At 68.2% G+C, this 17,460-nt stretch carries 14 protein-coding genes; 3 read left to right on the forward strand and 11 right to left on the reverse strand.

The window, feature by feature from the left end; genetic code table 11:
• Window positions 1–4: 4 nt before the first annotated feature.
• Genes L6Q21_RS13645 through L6Q21_RS13655 form a run of 3 tightly spaced genes read left to right on the forward strand, consistent with a single transcriptional unit; the run spans window position 5 to window position 3,218 of the window.
• The gene (locus L6Q21_RS13645; RefSeq protein ID WP_237831323.1) at window positions 5–1,168 is read left to right on the forward strand and encodes an acyl-CoA dehydrogenase family protein; all 1,164 of its coding nucleotides are present in this window, start codon (window positions 5–7) and stop codon (window positions 1,166–1,168) included.
• On the forward strand, window positions 1,165–2,097 hold the full coding sequence (locus tag L6Q21_RS13650; RefSeq protein ID WP_237831324.1) for an acyl-CoA dehydrogenase family protein: 933 nt from the start codon (window positions 1,165–1,167) through the stop codon (window positions 2,095–2,097). The genes L6Q21_RS13645 and L6Q21_RS13650 overlap by 4 nt, the downstream gene beginning before the upstream one ends.
• Window positions 2,094–3,218 carry an acyl-CoA dehydrogenase family protein gene (locus L6Q21_RS13655; RefSeq protein ID WP_237831325.1) on the forward strand — a complete coding sequence of 375 codons (1,125 nt, stop codon included), beginning with the start codon at window positions 2,094–2,096 and terminating at the stop codon, window positions 3,216–3,218. Before L6Q21_RS13650 ends, L6Q21_RS13655 begins: the two co-directional genes overlap by 4 nt.
• A 29-nt stretch (window positions 3,219–3,247) precedes the next feature.
• Here the strand turns inward: L6Q21_RS13655 and L6Q21_RS13660 are convergent, their stop codons facing one another.
• The 11 genes from L6Q21_RS13660 to L6Q21_RS13710 all read right to left on the reverse strand — a co-directional run bounded on the left by L6Q21_RS13660 (window position 3,248) and on the right by L6Q21_RS13710 (window position 17,416).
• A complete protein-coding gene (locus L6Q21_RS13660) occupies window positions 3,248–4,066 on the reverse strand; it encodes an enoyl-CoA hydratase/isomerase family protein (RefSeq protein ID WP_237831326.1) in 819 nt (272 codons plus the stop codon).
• Window positions 4,067–4,182: 116 nt separating this feature from the next.
• Window positions 4,183–5,631, reverse strand: coding sequence for an NAD-dependent succinate-semialdehyde dehydrogenase (locus tag L6Q21_RS13665; RefSeq protein ID WP_237831327.1), 1,449 nt, complete (start codon window positions 5,629–5,631; stop codon window positions 4,183–4,185).
• Window positions 5,632–5,707: 76 nt separating this feature from the next.
• Window positions 5,708–6,355: a TetR/AcrR family transcriptional regulator gene (locus tag L6Q21_RS13670; RefSeq protein ID WP_237831328.1), complete on the reverse strand. Its 648-nt coding sequence runs from the start codon at window positions 6,353–6,355 to the stop codon at window positions 5,708–5,710.
• A 114-nt stretch (window positions 6,356–6,469) separates the two neighbouring features.
• A complete protein-coding gene (locus tag L6Q21_RS13675) occupies window positions 6,470–7,900 on the reverse strand; it encodes an aldehyde dehydrogenase family protein (RefSeq protein ID WP_237831329.1) in 1,431 nt (476 codons plus the stop codon).
• A gap of 79 nt (window positions 7,901–7,979) precedes the next feature.
• Entirely contained in the window at window positions 7,980–9,107 is a 1,128-nt protein-coding gene (locus L6Q21_RS13680) for an acyl-CoA dehydrogenase family protein (RefSeq protein WP_237831330.1), read from the reverse strand.
• Window positions 9,108–9,250: 143 nt separating this feature from the next.
• Window positions 9,251–10,450 carry a sodium/glutamate symporter gene (gene gltS, locus L6Q21_RS13685; RefSeq protein ID WP_237831331.1) on the reverse strand — a complete coding sequence of 400 codons (1,200 nt, stop codon included), beginning with the start codon at window positions 10,448–10,450 and terminating at the stop codon, window positions 9,251–9,253.
• 109 nt (window positions 10,451–10,559) lie between these two features.
• Window positions 10,560–11,687: an ABC transporter permease gene (locus tag L6Q21_RS13690; protein WP_237831332.1), complete on the reverse strand. Its 1,128-nt coding sequence runs from the start codon at window positions 11,685–11,687 to the stop codon at window positions 10,560–10,562.
• Window position 11,688: 1 nt separating this feature from the next.
• Window positions 11,689–14,427 carry a ribosome-associated ATPase/putative transporter RbbA gene (gene rbbA / locus L6Q21_RS13695; protein WP_237831333.1) on the reverse strand — a complete coding sequence of 913 codons (2,739 nt, stop codon included), beginning with the start codon at window positions 14,425–14,427 and terminating at the stop codon, window positions 11,689–11,691.
• A gap of 6 nt (window positions 14,428–14,433) precedes the next feature.
• Window positions 14,434–15,510, reverse strand: coding sequence for an HlyD family secretion protein (locus L6Q21_RS13700; protein ID WP_237831334.1), 1,077 nt, complete (start codon window positions 15,508–15,510; stop codon window positions 14,434–14,436).
• Window positions 15,507–16,994: an efflux transporter outer membrane subunit gene (locus tag L6Q21_RS13705; RefSeq protein WP_237831335.1), complete on the reverse strand. Its 1,488-nt coding sequence runs from the start codon at window positions 16,992–16,994 to the stop codon at window positions 15,507–15,509. The genes L6Q21_RS13700 and L6Q21_RS13705 overlap by 4 nt, the downstream gene beginning before the upstream one ends.
• A gap of 74 nt (window positions 16,995–17,068) precedes the next feature.
• Window positions 17,069–17,416 (reverse strand): hypothetical protein, encoded by a 348-nt coding sequence (locus L6Q21_RS13710; RefSeq protein ID WP_237831336.1) that lies wholly within the window; start codon window positions 17,414–17,416, stop codon window positions 17,069–17,071.
• Between the last annotated feature and the right edge of the window lie 44 nt (window positions 17,417–17,460).

Below are 17,460 nucleotides of genomic sequence, written 5' to 3' on the forward strand. Positions count from 1 at the left end.
GCCGATGGAGTTCGGATGGTCGCCGCAGGAGCAGGCGCATCGGCAGCGAATCCGCGACCTGCTGGAGGAAGCCCTGCCGGAGGATTGGGAAGCGCATTCCGCCCACGGGCCGGGCAGCGGCTACCAGACCGACTTTTCCCTGCAGTTCTGCCCCATGCTGGCGGAACGCGACCTGCTCGTGCCGAACTGGCCGCGCGCTTTCGGCGGCCAGGATGCGCCGGTGTGGCAGCAGTTCATTCTCGGCGAGGAGATGTGGGCGGCCGGCGAGCCGCGCGGCGCCCAGTATATGAACGTCAACTGGATCGGCCCGACCTTGATGAAGTTCGGCACGCCCGAGCAGATCGACCGCTATCTGCCGCCGATCCGCGAAGGCCGGGCCATCTGGTGCCAGGGCTTTTCGGAGCCGAGCGCGGGATCGGACCTGGCGGCGCTGCGCACGCAGGCCGTGCCCGTGGAAGGCGGCTACCGGGTGACTGGCGCCAAGATCTGGACATCCTATGCCGGCCGCGCCGACCATTGCTTCCTGCTGGCGCGCGTTGCGCCGCGGGCCGGAGGCTCCGCCGGCAAGGCGTCGATCCTGATCCTGCTGGTCGACATGGCCTCGCCCGGAATCCAGGTGAAGCAGATCCCGGCCCTGATCGGCGAGGGGGACATTCACGAGCTGTTCCTGGACGATGTGTTCGTGCCGGAAGCCAACCGGCTGGGCGCGGAAGGGCAGGCCTGGGACATCATCACCGCGGCGTTGCAGAACGAGCGCACCGGCATCGCCCGCTACGAATTTTCCAGGCGGATGCTGGATCGCGCCGTCGAACGGCTGAAGGCGCGGGGGCGCTGGGACGATCCGACCGTGCGGGAGCGGGCGGCGCAGGCGCTGATGCTTTGCGAGGCGGCGCGCCTGCTCGTCTATCGCGTGGTCGACGCCAGGGCGCGGGATCTGCCGGCCGACGCCTTTCCCAGCGTCGCGCGCTGGGCGGTCGTGCAGGCCGACAATGGCGTGAACGATTTCCTGACCGAATGCATGCCCGAGGGGCTGACGGGATCGGATCCGGTGCAGGTCGCGCATCACCAGCGGGCGATCGCCGCGGGAATCGCATCGGGGGCGGCGGAAATCCAGTTGAACCTGATTGCCCGACGCTGGCTGGAACTGCCCGGGGAGCCGAAACGATGAACTTCGAACCGACACAGGACCAGTCCAGCGTCCTGTCCGCGCTGGACAGCCTCCTGCAGCCCTTCGAGGCCAGCCCGGTGGAGCCCGTGCCTTATGCCTATGCCGGGGCCCTGGCCGAGACGCTGGCCGAATCGGGCTTCGGCGATATCGCCGGCGTCGACGGTTTCGGCCCGCTCGACGCGGCGCTCGTGGTCGAGCGGGTGGCGCGGGTGCCGCAGGTGGTGGAAATCGCCGCGACGGCCCTGATCGCCGGCGCGCTCGGCCTGCCGGCCGACCCCCGGCCCCTTGCGCTCGCTTCCGGTTCGGCGCTCAATGCCGCGCGTTTCCTGCCGATGGCGCGCAGGCTGGTGGTGCTTCACGACAGCCATGCCGATCTCGTCACCCCGGCGGACGGGGCCGTCGAGCCGGTCGAGAGCCTGCTTGCCTATCCCTATGGCCACCTGCGCACGCTGGAAGGCGCGCGGATCGAGCGCTTCGAGGATGCGGAGCTCGTGCGGCGGCGCTGGCGGATCGGGATCGCCGCCGAAGCGGCCGGCTGCATGGCGGCGGCGCTTGCTGTCGTGGTGGACCATGTGAAATCCCGCTTTGCCTTCGGGCGGCCGCTCGGCTCGCTGCAGGCGATCCAGCACCGGCTGGCGATGGCCGCCGAAACGGCGGAATCGGCCCGCTGGCTGGCGTTGCGCGCAGCATGGGCCGACAGCGATGCCGATGCCGCGATCGCGGCCGGCTTCGCCCAATCCCGGATCGCAGGCTTCACCTATGATCTGCACCAGTTCAGCGGCGCCATGGGCCTGACGCTGGAATTCCCGCTGCATTTCTGGACCTATCGCCTGAGGGCGTTGGCGGGCGAACTGGGCGGGGCGGGCGCGCAGGCACGCGCCGCCGCCGCCGCGGTCTGGGGCGATACGGCGGGAAGCCGGGCCGCATGAGCGCGCTTCACATGTTCCGGATGGAAGCCCGCGAATGGCTGGCGGCGAATGTGCCGGCATCCCCGGCCCCGCACGACGGCCCCGGCGCGCGCGCCTTCGCGCTCGAATGGCAGCGCCTCCAGCATGAGGGTGGCTGGGCCGGGCTTTCCTGGCCGAAGGAAGCCGGCGGGCGCGGCCTTTCCATCACCGAACAGATCGTCTGGAGCGAGGAATATGCCCGCGCCCATGCGCCAAGCCCGCTCAACCCCTTGTTCGTCGCGCTCAATCACGCGGGCCCCACATTGATCGCCTGCGGCAGCCCGGAGCAGAAGGCGCGGCACCTCCCCGAAATCCTGCGCGGCGAGGCGATCTGGTGCCAGGGCTTTTCCGAACCCGATACGGGCTCCGATCTGGCCAGCTTGCGCATGCGCGGCCGGGTGGAGGGCGACGAGCTGGTGCTCGACGGGCAGAAAATCTGGTCCAGCTACGCCGACATCGCGGATTGGCAGGAGCTTCTGATCCGCACCGATCCCGATGCCCGCACGGGTTCGGCGCTGAGCTGGGTGATCTGCCCGATGGATGCGCCCGGCATCAGCGTGCATCCGATCCGCACGATGGCGGGCGCGAACAAATATTGCCAGATCTTCTACGACGGCGTGCGCATTCCGCTCTCCAATGTCGTGGGCGGGCTGAACAACGGCTGGGCAACGGCCATGTCCACCCTCGCCTTCGAGCGCGGCACCGCCAGCCTCGGCCTGCTGATCGCGCTAGGAATGCGGATCGACGCGATGCTGGCCGATTGCCCGCCCGGCAGCGCCTGGATGCGGGCAAGGCTCGCCACCTTGCGAGCGGAAGCGGCGGCCGTGCGCGCCACTGCGTATCGGGTCGCGCTGGACAGCGAAGACGGGGTTCCGGATGCGTCGGGGTCGATCGTCAGGCTGAGTTTCGCGGAACTGGCGCAGCGCGCGACGGCGGCGGCCATCGATCTCTATGGCGTCGACGCGCCCCAGGTGACCGGCTCGCACGGGCTGGGCCACGAATATCTGGACGCATTTTCCGAAACCATTGCCGGCGGCACCTCGGAAATCCAGCGCAACATCATCGGCGAACGCCTGCTGGGGCTGCCCAAAGGGCCGCGCTGAGCGCCGCTCGCGGATCATGCGGCCGGCCGTCAGCCGCGTGCGTTCGGATCGGGATTCCAGTTCGGCGGGCGCCTTTCGGAGAAGGCGGCCGGCCCTTCGGCGAAATCCGGATGCGCCCAGTGCGACTTCAGCAGCTCCCAGCCGAACTCGCTGCTGGCCGGCTCGGCCATTTCCGTCGTCAGCCAGATCGCCCGCTTCGTGAGGGCAACGGCCTGCGGAGAATTTGTCGCGACCATCGCGGCGATCTCGCGGGCGCGGGCAAGAGCGGTCTCAGCGTCCGGCTCCAGCAGATCGACGAGGCCGAGGGTGTAAGCCCGCTCCGCCGGCATGCGATAGCCCTTGCCGGCAAGGCCCAGCAGCAGCGCCGCACCCGGCCCGGCCTTTCGGGCGAGGCTCTGGCTTTCCAGCGCCGAGACCTGACCCACCGACACATGGCTGTCCATGAAGGCGCTCGTGGCCGAGGCGACGACGATGTCGCTTTCCGCCACGAAATGCAGGCCGCCGCCGTTGCACAGGCCATTCACGGCGCAGATCACCGGCTTGCGCACATGCGCCATGCGCGGTGAAAAGCGGTTGGCCTCGGCGTGCGGGCGGTTGTTGAGCGTGCCCATTCCCACTTTCAGGCCGCCGACGTCGGCGCCGGTGCAGAAATGCCGCTCCCCCGCGCCGGTGACGATCGCCGCGCGGATGCCGGCATCGTCGTCGACCCGCCGCCAGGCCCGCTCCAGCGCGGCGAGCAGCGCGGGGTCGAGGGCATTGCCCCGATCCGGCCGGTTCAGCGTGAGAAGTGCGACCGCCCCTTCCAGCTCGAACTTCAGCCCGTCGCCGCTCAAGCCTTCACCGGCCATCGAACCCGCTCCCTGTTGCATGCAATCCGCCCACCGTAGTCCGGCCGGCATGGGCTGCAACGACATCGGCTTGATCCGAAGCGACAGCCGGCGTCGGCCGCAACGGCTAGACGCGATCAGATTCCCGACATGCAGATGTATTTCATCTCCAGATAGTCGTCGATCCCATGGCGGGAGCCTTCGCGCCCCATGCCCGACTCCTTGATCCCGCCGAAAGGCGCGACTTCCGTGGAGATGAGGCCGGTGTTGACACCCACCATGCCCACCTCCAGCGCTTCCGCGACCCGCCAGGCCCGGGACAGGTCGCGGGTGAAGAAATAGCCCGCCAGCCCCACCTCCGTGTCGTTGGCGAGCGCCAGAGCCTCCTCCTCGCCGTCGAAGAGGAACAAGGGCGCGAGAGGGCCGAAGGTCTCTTCCCGGGCGACCAGCATGGCGGCCGTACAGCCCGAGAGGATGGTCGGCTCGAATAAGCCGTTCCCCAGCTCATGGCGCCGCCCGCCCGCCACCAGCGCCGCGCCTTTGCCGAGGGCGTCGGCGATATGCTCTTCCACCTTGGCCACCGCCGCCTCGTCGATGAGCGGCCCCTGCGTGACGCCCTCGCCCACGCCGGACCCCAGCCGCAGCTCGCCCACCGCGGCCTTGAGCTTCGCCGCGAAGGCGTCCGCGACTTCGCGCGCGACGAGGATGCGGTTCACGCACACGCAGGTCTGGCCGCTGTTGCGGAACTTGGAGGCGATGGCGCCCCGCACCGCCGCGTCGAGATCGGCATCCGCGAAGACGATGAAGGGCGCGTTGCCGCCCAGTTCCATCGACAGCTTCTTCATCGTGGGCGCACATTGCGCCATCAGCGTCTTGCCCACTTCCGTCGATCCGGTGAAGCTCAGCTTGCGCACCCGGCCGTTCCCGGTCAGCTCGCCGCCGATCAGCCTGGACGATCCGGTGATCACATTGAAGACGCCGGAGGGAAGGCCCGCCCTTTCAGCCAGCACCGCCAGGGCCAGCGCCGTCAGCGGGGTCTGGGTGGCCGGCTTCAGCACCATGGCGCAGCCGGCGGCAAGCGCCGGGGCGGCCTTGCGGGTGATCATCGCGGCCGGAAAGTTCCAGGGCGTGATCGCCGCGACCACGCCGACCGGCTGGCGTATCACGACGATCCGGCTATCCGCCCTGTGGGCGGGGATCGTCTCGCCATAGACCCGCTTCGCTTCTTCGGCGAACCATTCGACGAAGGACGCCGCATAGGCGATCTCGCCCAGCGCCTCGGCGAGCGGCTTGCCCTGCTCGCGGGTGAGAATCATCGCCAGATCGTCCTGATGCGACAGGATGAGATCATGCCAGCGCCGCAGGATTCGGGCCCGATCGCCGGCAAGCAGCGCCTTCCAGCCGCGCATGGCCGCTTCCGCCGCCGAGATCGCGGCGCGCGCGCCGGCCGCATCCATGTCCGGCACGCGCGCCAGAAGCTCGCCGCTGGCGGGATCCGTGACGGCGATGCTGGGCGTCCCCTGCCAGATGCCGCCGATCAGGCACTGCTCGCGCAGCAGGCCGCGATCCTGAATGTCGATGCTCATGCTGATCCACTTTCCATTGGTTCGAATTCGCGGGAGCGCGCGGGCGAATCCCGGCCCTGCAGGCTGCGATGTGCGGTCAGCCGGTTTTCGGAACCAGTCCGGCGCACAGGCTTTCCACGAGTCTGTGGGCGATGGCGGCGGCGCTGTCCGGCCCGTCCGCCCGATACCAGCGCGCCGGCCAGTTGAGGGCGCCGGCCAGCGCAAAGGCCGTCGTGCGCACATCGCCGACCTGCGCGGATCCGTCGGCGGCGGCCTCGCGGATCATCTGCCGCAGCGCCGTGTCGACCTGGCGCTTGAGGGCGCGGAATTCCAGCCGGGCTTCGTGCGAAAGCAGCTCGTCGCCCGTGCGGATCGCGCAGCGCCCGAAATCCCCCATGATGATCTCGGCATAACGGCGCAGGAAGGCCTTCAGCCTGTCGAGCCCGCTGCCTGTTCCCGAACGCGTCGCGGCGGCGGCGGATTGAAGGTCGGCCAGCCCGATGCGCACGCATTCGAACAGAACCTGCTCCTTGTTGCCGAGATAATGGTAGATGACGGGCTTCGTGACGCCCAGCGATGCCGCCACATCGTCCAGCGACGTCGCGTGGAAGCCTCGTTCGTTGAACATCCGCACCGCCGCCAGCAGCAAGGCGTTCCGCTTCTCAAGACGCTCTTCGGGCGTCGACCGGTTCGACCGGAAGGGCGATGTGCCGGCCGACGCGGCCGGCGCAGACGAAGACGTCATCGGAACTCCCTCATAACCGACCAGGCCCGCGAACCGTGGCGAACAGGCTTCGCGGCGCCTGTCGAAGCCAGGCTTTGGAGCGGCTTTGCGGGCTCCATTCCCGCCGAAAGCCATTCAGGCGGCAGCAGGCTCATAGCCCATTATCGCACGGATTTCCGCGAATTCGGTGAAGGCGTGCGCGCCCCATTCGCGCCCGTTGCCGGATTGCTTGAAGCCGCCGAAAGGCGCGTTCATGTCGATGTCGGGATAGTTGACATAGACATGCCCCGCCCGCATCCGCGAGGCGACGCTGCGCGCTTCCGAAAGCTCGCCCTGCACATAAGCGGCAAGCCCATAGGGCGTGTCGTTGGCGATGGCGACGGCCTCTTCCACATCCGAATAGCCCAGGATCGTCAGCACCGGGCCGAAAATCTCCTCCCGTGCGATGGTCATTCCATTGTGCGCATCCGCGAACACGGTGGGCTTCACATAATAGCCCTGTTCCAGCCCTTCCGGCCTGCCGGGGCCGCCTGCCACCAGCGTCGCCCCTTCGGCGATTCCGGCTTCGATGAGATCCTGGATCTTCCTGAACTGGGTTTCGCTGGCCACCGGGCCCAGGCGAGCGCCGCTGCCGGGTGTTCCGACCGTCTGCTCGAGCGCCGCGGCGCGTGCGGCTTCGACCGCTTCCGCCATACGGCCTGCCGGCACCAGCATGCGCGAGGGCGCATTGCAGGATTGCCCGCTGTTCGCCATCATCGCGTCCACGCCGGCCGCGACCGCCGCGCGCAGGTCCGCGGAGGGAAGGATGATGTTGGCGGATTTTCCGCCCAGTTCCTGATGCACCCGTTTCACTGTTCCCGCCGCTGCCCGGGCCACCTCGATGCCGGCGCGAGTGGATCCCGTGAACGAGACCATGTCGATATCGGGATGCGCGCTCAGAGCAGAGCCGACGCCGACGCCATCGCCCTGGACCAGATTGAAGACGCCGGCGGGCACGCCGGCGGCATCGCAGATTTCCGCGATGATCTGCCCTGTGAAGGGCGCCACTTCGGAAGGCTTCAGGATCAGGGTGCAGCCCATGGCCAGCGCCGGGGCGACCTTGGAGAGGATCAGGCTGATCGGCCAGTTCCAGGGGGTGATGAAAGCACAGACTCCGATCGGCTCGAGCTGGATGCGGGTCGGTCCTTCCTGCCGGGCGAAACTGAAATCCGCCAACGCCTCCCGGGCCACTTGCAGATGGGCGATCCCCAGAGGCACCTGGGCTGCGGAGGCGAGCCAGGCCGGCGCGCCCATTTCCTCGGTAACCGCAGCTTCGAGGTCCGCGGAACGGCGGCGGAACTCGGCGATGACCGCGTCGAACAGCGCCAGCCGCCGGGCCACCAGGCTTTGCGACCAGCTTGCGAAAGCGCGCCTTGCCGCTGCCACGGCCCTTTCCACATCGGCGGCCTCGCCCAGCGCCACATGGCCGCAGATGCCGGCATCGGCTGGATTGACGACGTCTAGACGGCGATTTCCCGCCGGCTCCACCCAAGCTCCGTCGATGTAGAATCTGAGGGCCTCACGCATTCTGCATTCCTCCGCTAGCGTCGGTCATTTCCGCCGGATGGCGCCTTCGTCACGGCAGCCGCCGCGCCATGGGCAAAGCTCAGAGCGCACGCGCGATCACCATGCGCTGGATATCGGAAGTGCCTTCGTAGATCTGGCAGACGCGGACATCGCGGTAGATTTTCGCCAGCCCGAACTCTTCCAGATAGCCATAGCCGCCCAGCGTCTGCAGCGCGCCGGAGACAATGGCCTCCGCCGCTTCGGACGCGAAGAGCTTGGCCATCGAAGCCTCTTTCAGGCACGGCAGGCCGGCGTCTTTCAGACAGGCGGCATGCAGCACCAGTTGCCGCGCCGCTTCCAGCCGCGCCGAGAGATCGGCCAGGCGGAAGCCGACGGCCTGATGCTGGATGATGGGCTGGCCGAAGCTGCGCCGTTCCTTCGCATAGGAGACGGCGATCTCCAGCGCCGCCACGGCCATGCCGATGCACTGGGCGGCGATGCCGATCCGCCCCACCTCCAGATTCGACAAGGCTATGGAATAGCCGGCGCCTTCGGGCCCGAGGCGCAGATCTTCCGGAAGAAACATATCCTCGAACCGGATCTCGCAGGTGTCCGACGCCGCCTGCCCCAGCTTGTGCTCGATCTTGCCCACCCTGTAGCCAGGGGTGCCGGTGGGCACCAGAAAGCCCGAAAGACCGCGCTTGCCAGCCGCGGGGTCGGTGACCGCATAGACGATCGCAAGCCCCGCTATCCTGCCCGAGGTGATGAACTGCTTGGCGCCGTTCAGGCGATAGCCGCCCTCCACCCGTTCCGCGCGGGAGCGGATTGCGGAAGCGTCGGAGCCGGCGTCGGCCTCGGTCAGGGCGAACGCGCCGATCATCCGTCCTGCGACGAGGTCGGGCAGGAAACGCGCGCGCTGCGCGGCGCTGCCATCCTTCAGCAGGGCGGAGACGATCAGGCTGTTCTGAATGCTGAGGATCGTCGAGAGGGCCCCATCGGCCGCGGCGATCTCCATCAAGGCCAGCGCATAGGAGACATGGTCCGCCCCCGCCCCGCCGGCGCTTTCCGGCGCGGTCATGCCCGTCAGCCCCAGGGCGGCCAACCGTTCGAACAGCTCCGGCGGATATCCGCGATTGGCTTCGAACTCGAAGCTGAGAGGCCGAAGCACCTCCTGCGCGAAGCGGCGCACGGCATCGCGAATGGCCGACTGGGTTTCCGATAAGATCATGATGTCCCGATACCTACTTATCGGTAAGTTTCATACCCGTCAGTCACTGTCAATGCGTGAACGCCAGGACCGGGCTCTTGCGTTGCTGAAGTCTGGAGCCCGGCGGGCGAGAAGGATCGGAAAAATGCGATGGAGCCCGGAGGCTAGCCGATGAAGGCGGAAACCATCATGGCGTTGACTATGTCGATGAAGAAGCCGCAAACCAGAGGCACGATCAGGAAGGCGCGCGGCGCCCCGCCATGCTGCTGGGCCACCGCCGTCATGTTGGCGACCGCGGTCGCGGTCGACCCGAGCGTGATGCCGCCGAAGGCCGCGGAAACGACCGCGGCCTCATAGTCGCGCCCCATCGCGGGAAAGACCACGAACACCGCATAAGCGACGCTCATTGCGATCTGCAGCAGCATCACCACCGTGACGAAGCCGAGGAAATCCTCCAGCGTGGACAATCGCAGCCCCATCAGCGCCATCGTCAGGAACAGGCCCAAGGCGATGTCCAGCAGCAGCGACAGGCCCTCGCTGGCGGCGGGCCAGAGCGCACGGACACGGGCGCCGACCAGGGGCATCGCCATGTTCCTGACGACGATGCCGGCTACCAGGCAACTGACGAACTCCGGCAGTGTGACGCCCGTGCCCGAAATAAGCGCGTGCAGCCCCATCCCCAGCATGATCGTGACGTTGAGGACGAACATCGCCCACAACAGGGCGAAATAGTCGAGAGGCGGAGGCGGCGCATCGTGGAGCGTGCCGACCAGCAAGCCGGCGGGAACGGCAGGCTCGATACGGTGGCGGCGGATGAGGAAGGCCGCCACGGGGCCTCCGATCGCGCAGGCTGCGATCAGGCCGATCATGTTGCTGGCCAGCCCCAGATCGCCGGCGTCGGCGATCTCCAGCTTTTCCTCGAAGATGGGCGCCCAGGCCATCGTGGTGCCGACGCCGCCCGTCAGCGAGATGGAGCCGGCCATCAGCCCTGTCAGGGGGTCCATTCCGAACAGGGCGGCGACGCCCTGGCCCACCATATTCTGCGCAGCCATGAAGACCGTGGCGAGGGCGATGAGGGTGAGCAAGGGACGTCCGCCATCGAGCAGCGTCGCCACATCGCATTTCAACCCCACCCCCGCGAAAAACAGCAGCAGCAGGAAATCCCGCATCTGCAAGTCGAATTCGACGCGGTGGTCGAACAGGAAATAGGCAAGGCCGGTGACGACCGCGCAGAAAAGGCCGCCAATGGCGGGCTCGGGGATGCTGTAGCGTCTCAGAAACTGGCATCGCAGGGTGACGACCTTCCCCACCAGCAGCAGCATCACCGCAAGGGTGAAGGAAAGGAAGCCGTCTATTGCAGTCATCAACCACTCTATCCCTGATCCATGCAAAAGCCCGGACGGACGTGCCGACGGCCGGACTTCCAGCGCGCGGGCGGGAGAGGATTTCCGGCCCGCGCGCGCTCCCAGCGCCTCACGCCATGGTCGCGATGGCTTTCCGGAAGCGTCCGAGCGCGACCCCGAAGAAGATGGCGCCTATCGTCGCAATGGCCAGAAACTGCGGCCAGACGACATCCAGGCCGGCGCCGCGGAACAGGATCGCCTGCCCGAGCTCGACGAAGTGCGTGGTGGGCGCCGCCAGCATGACGGTCTGGACCAGTTCCGGCATGCTCTCGCGCGGGGTGGTTCCGCCCGACAGCATCTGCAACGGCAGAAGCACCAGCACCACCAGCATGCCGAACTGCGGCATGTTGCGCGCTATGGTGGCCATGAAGATGCCCATCGAGGTCGTGGCGAAGAGCAGCAACGCCGCGCCGGCGAAGAACAGCGGCAGCGAGCCGGCGATCGGCACGCCGAGGGCCCCGCGCACGACGATGTTGAGCGAGAGGAAGGCGGCCGCCAGCACCACCAGCCCCATGGAGAGCACCTTGCTCAGCATGAGCTCGAACGGAGTCACCGGCATCACCAGCAGATGCTCGATCGTGCCATGCTCGCGCTCGCGGATGAGCGCCGCGCCCGTCAGGATGATGGAAAGCATGGTGATCTGGTTGATGATCTGCGACAGCGCGCCGAACCACACATTGTCGAGCGTCGGATTGAAGCGCGCGCGCAGTTCCAGGCCGACCGGCGACGCCGGCTGCGCGCGATAGCGCTGGAGGAATTCATTCACCTCGCCGAGCGCGATCTGCTGGATGTTGCCGCTGCCGGAAAAGGCCTGGGACATGCGGGTGGCGTCGGTGTTCAGCTGGATCTCGGCCCGGCGGGCGGCCAGCGCGTCGCGCTGGAAGCCCGAGGGGATGTGCATGACGAAAGTGTAGAGGCCCGCGTCCATCAGCGGGTCGATCTGGCTCGGCGCGATCATGGCCGGCGGCATGAACTGCGGCGGGAAGAAGGCCGAGACGATGCGCTGCGAAAGCGCCGAATTATCCTCGTCGACGATGGCGATGGACGCCCTTTGCAGGCTGTCCGGCGCGGCTTTCGCCGAAGTGTAGACGGCGAGGGTGAAGATGTAGAAGATCAGGAACAGCATCGCCGGATCCCGCCACAGGCTCCAAAGCTCCTTGATGCCCAGCCGATAGATGTTCGACAGCTTCTGCCGCATGCTATCGCTCCTGCTTGCGCAGCAGGATGATCGAAAGGCCGACGATCACCGGCGCGGCGATCAGCAGCGGCAGGAAGGAGCCCGCCAGATCGCGGAACCCCAGCGCCTTGTTGAACACGCCGCGGCTGATCGTGAACATGTGGCTCGCCGGATAGATCTCCCCGATGATCCGGGCGCTGCCTTCCAGCGAGGATACCGGGTCCAGCATGCCGCCATAGGTCATGGTGGGGATCAATGTGCCGATCATCGCCAGGAACATGGCGGCGATCTGGCTTTTGGTGATGGCCGAGGCCAGCAGGCCCATCCCGGTGGCGATGATGCCGGTGAGAAGGGCCGACAGGACCAGTGTCGGCACGCTGCCCTTGATCGGCACGTCGAACAGGAACACGGCCATCAGCGCCATCACCGCGAAGTTCAGCATGGCGAGGCCGATGTAGGGAATCTGCTTGCCCAGCAGGAATTCCGCGCGCGTGACCGGGGTGACGTACAGATTCAGGATCGAGCCGGTCTCCTTCTCGCGCACCACCGCCAGCGCCGCCATCATCGTGGGCAGCAGCAGCAGCAGCAGCGGGATGACGACCGGCACCATCGCCGGCAGGCTCTTCACGTCCGGATTGTAGCGGAAGCGGTTCTCGATCGTCACCGATGTGGCCCCGCCGCCCATCCGACGCGCCTGCTCCGTCAGCCAGTGCTGGTGCATTCCCTGGATATACCCCCTCACCGTCTCCGCCCGCTGCGGCATCGCCCCGTCGAACCAGGCGCCGATCTCCACCGGATGGCCGCGCAGCAGGTCGCGGCCGAAGCCGGGCGGTATCTCGATCGCCAGCGCCAGCTCGCCGCTGCGCATGCGCCGGTCCAGCTCGGCATGGTCGGCGATCGGCGGCCGCTCGGTGAAATAGGGCGAGCCGGACATGTCCAGCCGGTAGCTCTCGCTGTAGCTGCTCCGGTCGCGGTCGAGCACCGCATAGCGCAGGTCGTTCACGTCCATGCTGATTCCGAACCCCATCACCAGCATCAGGATCACGCTGCCGCCCAGCGCCAGCGTGCCGCGCACGGGATCGCGGCGAAGCTCGAGCGCTTCGCGCCAGACATAGCTCAGCATCCGCTGCAGGCTGAAGCCGCGCTTCGCTTCATGGGTTTCCGGCCGGGCCGGCGTTTCCGCCGGCGTTGCGGCCTCTTCCCCGCCCTCCTCGCCAGCCGCCTCGACGAGATAGCCGATGAAGGCCTCCTCCAGCGTTTTCGCGCCCCGTTTCTCGACCAGCCGCGCCGGCGCGTCGCTGTCCAGCACCTTCCCCGCATGCATCATCGACATGCGGTCGCAGCGCTCCGCCTCGTTCATGAAATGGGTGGAGATGAAGATCGTCACCTTGTCGCGGCGCGACAGTTCCACCAGCAGCCGCCAGAAGGCATCCCGCGCGATGGGGTCGACGCCGGACGTCGGCTCGTCGAGGATCAGAAGCTCCGGCCGGTGGACCATCGCCACCGCCAGCGAAAGCCGCTGGCGCAAGCCCAGCGGCAGCCGGCCGGGCAGTTCCTCCATCACCGATCGCAGATCGAAACGATCCGCCATCTCCTGCACGCGGCCCGGAATCTCCGCCGGCGCCACATGGAAGAGCCGGGCGTGCAGCTCCAGATTCTGCCGCACGCTCAGTTCGCCATAGAGGGAGAAGGCCTGGCTCATATAGCCCACGCGCCTGCGCGTGCCGATGTCGCGCGGATCGACTTCCTGCCCGAACAGCGAAGCCCGCCCGGCGCTCGCGGGGAGAAGGCCGGTCAGCACCTTCATCGTCGTCGACTTGCCGCAGCCGTTGGAGCCGAGGAAGCCGAAGATCTCTCCCCGGCGGATGCGGAAGCTGACATCGTCGACGGCGACGAAATCGCCGAAGCGCATGGTCAGGCCCTCGGCCTCGATGGCGATGTCGTCCTCGTCCACGTCGAGCGGCGGGATGACGACCGGCTGGTGGCCGCGCTTGCGATCCTCCGGCAGCAGTTCGGCGAAGGCCGCCTCCAGATTGCCGCAGCCGGTCCGCTGCAGAATTTCGGTCGGCGTGCCCGTGGCCAGCACATGGCCGCCGTCCATGGCCACCAGCCAGTCGAACCGCTGCGCCTCGTCCATATAGGCGGTGGCGACGATCACGCTCATCCCCGCGCGCTGCCGGCGAATGCGGGCGATCAGATCCCAGAACTGCGCGCGCGCCAGCGGATCGACGCCGGTGGTCGGCTCGTCCAGGATCAAGAGGTCGGGATCGTGGATCAGCGCGCAGCAGAGGCCGAGCTTCTGCTTCATCCCGCCCGACAGTTTGCCCGCCGGACGGGAAAGAAAGGGGTAGAGGCCGGTCGAGCGGGTCAGGTCGTCGATCCGGCGGCGCCTTTCCTGCGTGCCATGGCCGAACAGCCGCGCGAAGAACTGGAGATTCTCCTCGACCGAAAGCGTCGGATAGAGATTCCGGCCCAGCCCCTGCGGCATATAGGCGATGCGCGGGCATATGGAGTCGCGGTGGCGCTTGTCGGCCATGTCGCCGCCGAGCACCCGCACGCTTCCCTCCTGCACCGCGCGCGCGCCGGCGACGAGGGAGAGGAGGCTGGACTTTCCAACGCCGTCCGGCCCGATCAGGCCGATCATCCGGCCGCCCGCGATGTCGAGGTCGATGCCCTGCAGGGCTTGCGCCTTGCCATGGCGCAGCCGGACGCCGGCGAGGCGGACGACAGGCTCCGTTCCATCGGGATGCGCCGGGGCCAAGGCAGGCTATCCCTTCACGACATTGGCGAGATGATCCGGCCAGGGGGTCTTCGGATCGATGCGCACATAGGCCATTCCGGGAAGCCCGGTCTTCACATGCTCCAGGTGGCGCCGCAGCAGCTCCGGGTCGATGCGGGCGCGCACGCGGAACATCAGCTTCTCCCGCTCGCTCGCGGTCTCCACCGTCTTGGGGGTGAATTGCGCGACGTCCGACACGAAGCTGATCCGGGCCGGGATCACATTCTGCGGCCTGGCGTCCAGCACCAGCCGCACCTCGCTGCCGATCCCCATTCGCCCCGCCGCCGTCGCCGGCACGAAGAAGGTCATGTAGACGTCGGTCAGGTCGACGAGGTTCATCACCCGTCCGCCTCCGCCCACCACTTCGCCGGGCTGCGCCACGCGGAACTGGATGCGGCCGGCGCGCGGCGCGCGCAGGTCGGAGTCGCGGATATCGGCTTCGATCCGCTCGATGGTGGCGCGCGCGGCGTCCACGCTGGAACGGGCGCCAATCACCTGGCTGCGCGCCGAGGCGACCCCCGCGTCCTGCGACGCCAGTTGCGCCTTCGCCGCTTCCACGCTGGCCAGCGCCCCTTCCACGGCGGCCTCATTGTCGTCGCGCTCCTGCTTGGGTGTTGCCCCTTCGCGCGCCAGCGTTTCCGAGCGCGCGTAGCGCCGCTTCGCCGCCTGAAGCTCCGCCGCGCGCTGGCGGACCGTCGCCTGCGCCGAGGCGCGCTCGCTCTGCCGCTGGTGCACCTGCGTCTCGGCGATCCGCACGGAATTGAGCGCCTGCGCATGCTGCGCCCGCGCTTCCGCCAGCTGGGCGCCAAGGGTTTCGGTGTCCATCCGGGCGACCACCTCGCCCGCCCGCACCATCTGCCCCTCGTTCGCCAATATCTCCTTGATTCGGCCCGGCGTCTTCGCCGCGATGTCGATTTCCACCGCCTCGATGCGCCCGTTGCCGCTGACGATCCCCTCGGGCAGGCCCGCGGGCCGGAGCGCGGACCAGAGATAGAGCCCGCCGGCCACGGCGGCAGCGGCGATCGCGCCCCGGATGAGCCAGGTCCTGCTGGTCGCCTGTGTCATGAATTCTGGTCCCCGTCGGTGTTGCTGGTTTCAAAGGGCTGCCGGTCGGCAAAGCCGCCGCCCAATGCGGCGTAAAGCGAGACGATGCTGGCCAGCTCGGCCCGGCGGAGCTGCACGAGCGCCTGTTCGACGTCGAACAGGTCCCGCTGGGCATCGAGCACTTCCAGATAGGCGGAGCGGCCGTTGTCGAAGAGAAGCTGGGCGAGCCGCGCGCGTTCCTGCTGCGCTTCCAGCATTTCCCCGGTCGTGCGGATCTGCGATCGCAACTGCTGCCGCTGCACCAGCGCGTCGGACACGTCGCGGAAGGCCGACTGGACCGTGCGCTCATATTCGGCGACCGCCTGCTCGCGCCGCGCCCGCATCACCCCCAGATTGCCCTTCAGCCGCCCGGCGTCGAACAGCGGCAGCCGCAGCGAAGGCGAGAAGGTCCAGGCCTCGCTGCCGCCGGAGAAGAGGCCGCTCAGCTCGCTGCTCATCGTGCCATAGGCCCCGGTCAGGCTGATGTTCGGGAAGAAGGCGGCGCGGGCCGCGCCGATATTCGCCTCGGCGGCCCGAAGCCGGTGCTCCGCCGACACGATGTCCGGCCGGTTCATCAGCAGGTCGGAAGGCAGGCCCGCCGGCAGGGCGATGTCCTGCGGCAGGTTCGCGAGCGAGAGCCCGCCGGCCGCGAATTCCACCGGCCGCCCCACCAGCAGCGCCAGCGCGTTGCGGTTGACGGCGCGCTCCTGCTCCAGGGCGTGGAGGGCGGTCTCGGCCTGCGCCAGCAATATCCGCGCCTGCGCCATGTCGAGCCTGGAGCCGGAGCCGACCTCGTAGCGCCGCCGCAGGATGCGCAGCGACTCCTCGCGGGTTGCGATCGACTGCCGCGCCAGCGCCGCGCGCTCTTCATAGTGGCGCTCCAGCAGATAGCCGTTCGCCACCTGCGCCACCAGATCGGTGGCGGCCGCGCGGCGCGCCTCCTCGGTCGCCAGATATTGCCAGCGCGCCGCATCCTTCAGGTTGCGCAGCCGGCCCCAGAAGTCGATCTCCCAGCTCGCGCTCAACTGCGCGCTCACCTGCTCCACGTCCATGGCCGTCGCGCCCGCGCCGGGAAGGTTGATCATGCTCCGCCCGCGCGATCCCGCGCCGACGGCGTCCAGTTGCGGGTAGAGCGGCGCGCCCTCGATCCGCCACGCCGCGCGCGCTTCCGCCAGCCGTGCGGTGGCGATCCGTATGTCCCGATTGTTCGCCAGAGCCTCGGCGATCAGCTTGCGCAGCTCCGCGTCGCGGAAGAAGTCCTGCCATCCCGTCCGCGCGACGCTGTCCCCCGGAACGGCCGCCGGCGCATAGGCCGCGGGCACCGGCAGGGCCGGACGGGCGTGTTCGGGCGCGAACGAGCAGGCGGAGACGCCCAGAAGAAGAAACGCCGCAGACGCGAGACGATAGCCGGGCGCAGGCGCCGGCCTTTGCCGCCAGGGGCGAGGCTGCGGGATGGTGGCTGGCACAGGCGCTCTCGACTTCAGGAATGAATGGCGGCCGCCCCCGCCGCCGGGCGGGGGCAGCCTTCAGGTTTCGCCGTTCAGGCCGCGGTTTTTTCCGGAGCGGGGGCGGAAGCCTTCCCCTCTGTTTCCGCCGCAAGCGGTTTCGACCACGCCTGCAAGGCCTCGGCGAACTGCTTCTGCACGTCGGGCCCGGCCAGAAGCTGGCCGACGCGGGTCTGCCACTCGGCCACCGCTTCCTGCGTGGCGGCGAGCGATGCCTGGCGGTTTTGCTCCGCATCCTGAAAGACGGTCGAGAATCCGGCGAAGTTCGAAAAAGCCGCCGGCTTCTCTTCGGCATCCTGCGCGGGAAGCGGCGCGAGCCCGCGGCTCGCGATCTCCGCCTGGCGCTGGATCGCCGCCTGGGAGATTTCCGCGAACTTCAGCAAAAGAGTCTGGTTGGCGCTCGCAAGAGCCGCAAATTGCTCGAAGG

Origin of the sequence: Sandaracinobacteroides sayramensis (assembly GCF_022014495.1) — a bacterium.
Lineage (GTDB): Bacteria > Pseudomonadota > Alphaproteobacteria > Sphingomonadales > Sphingomonadaceae > Sandaracinobacteroides > Sandaracinobacteroides sayramense.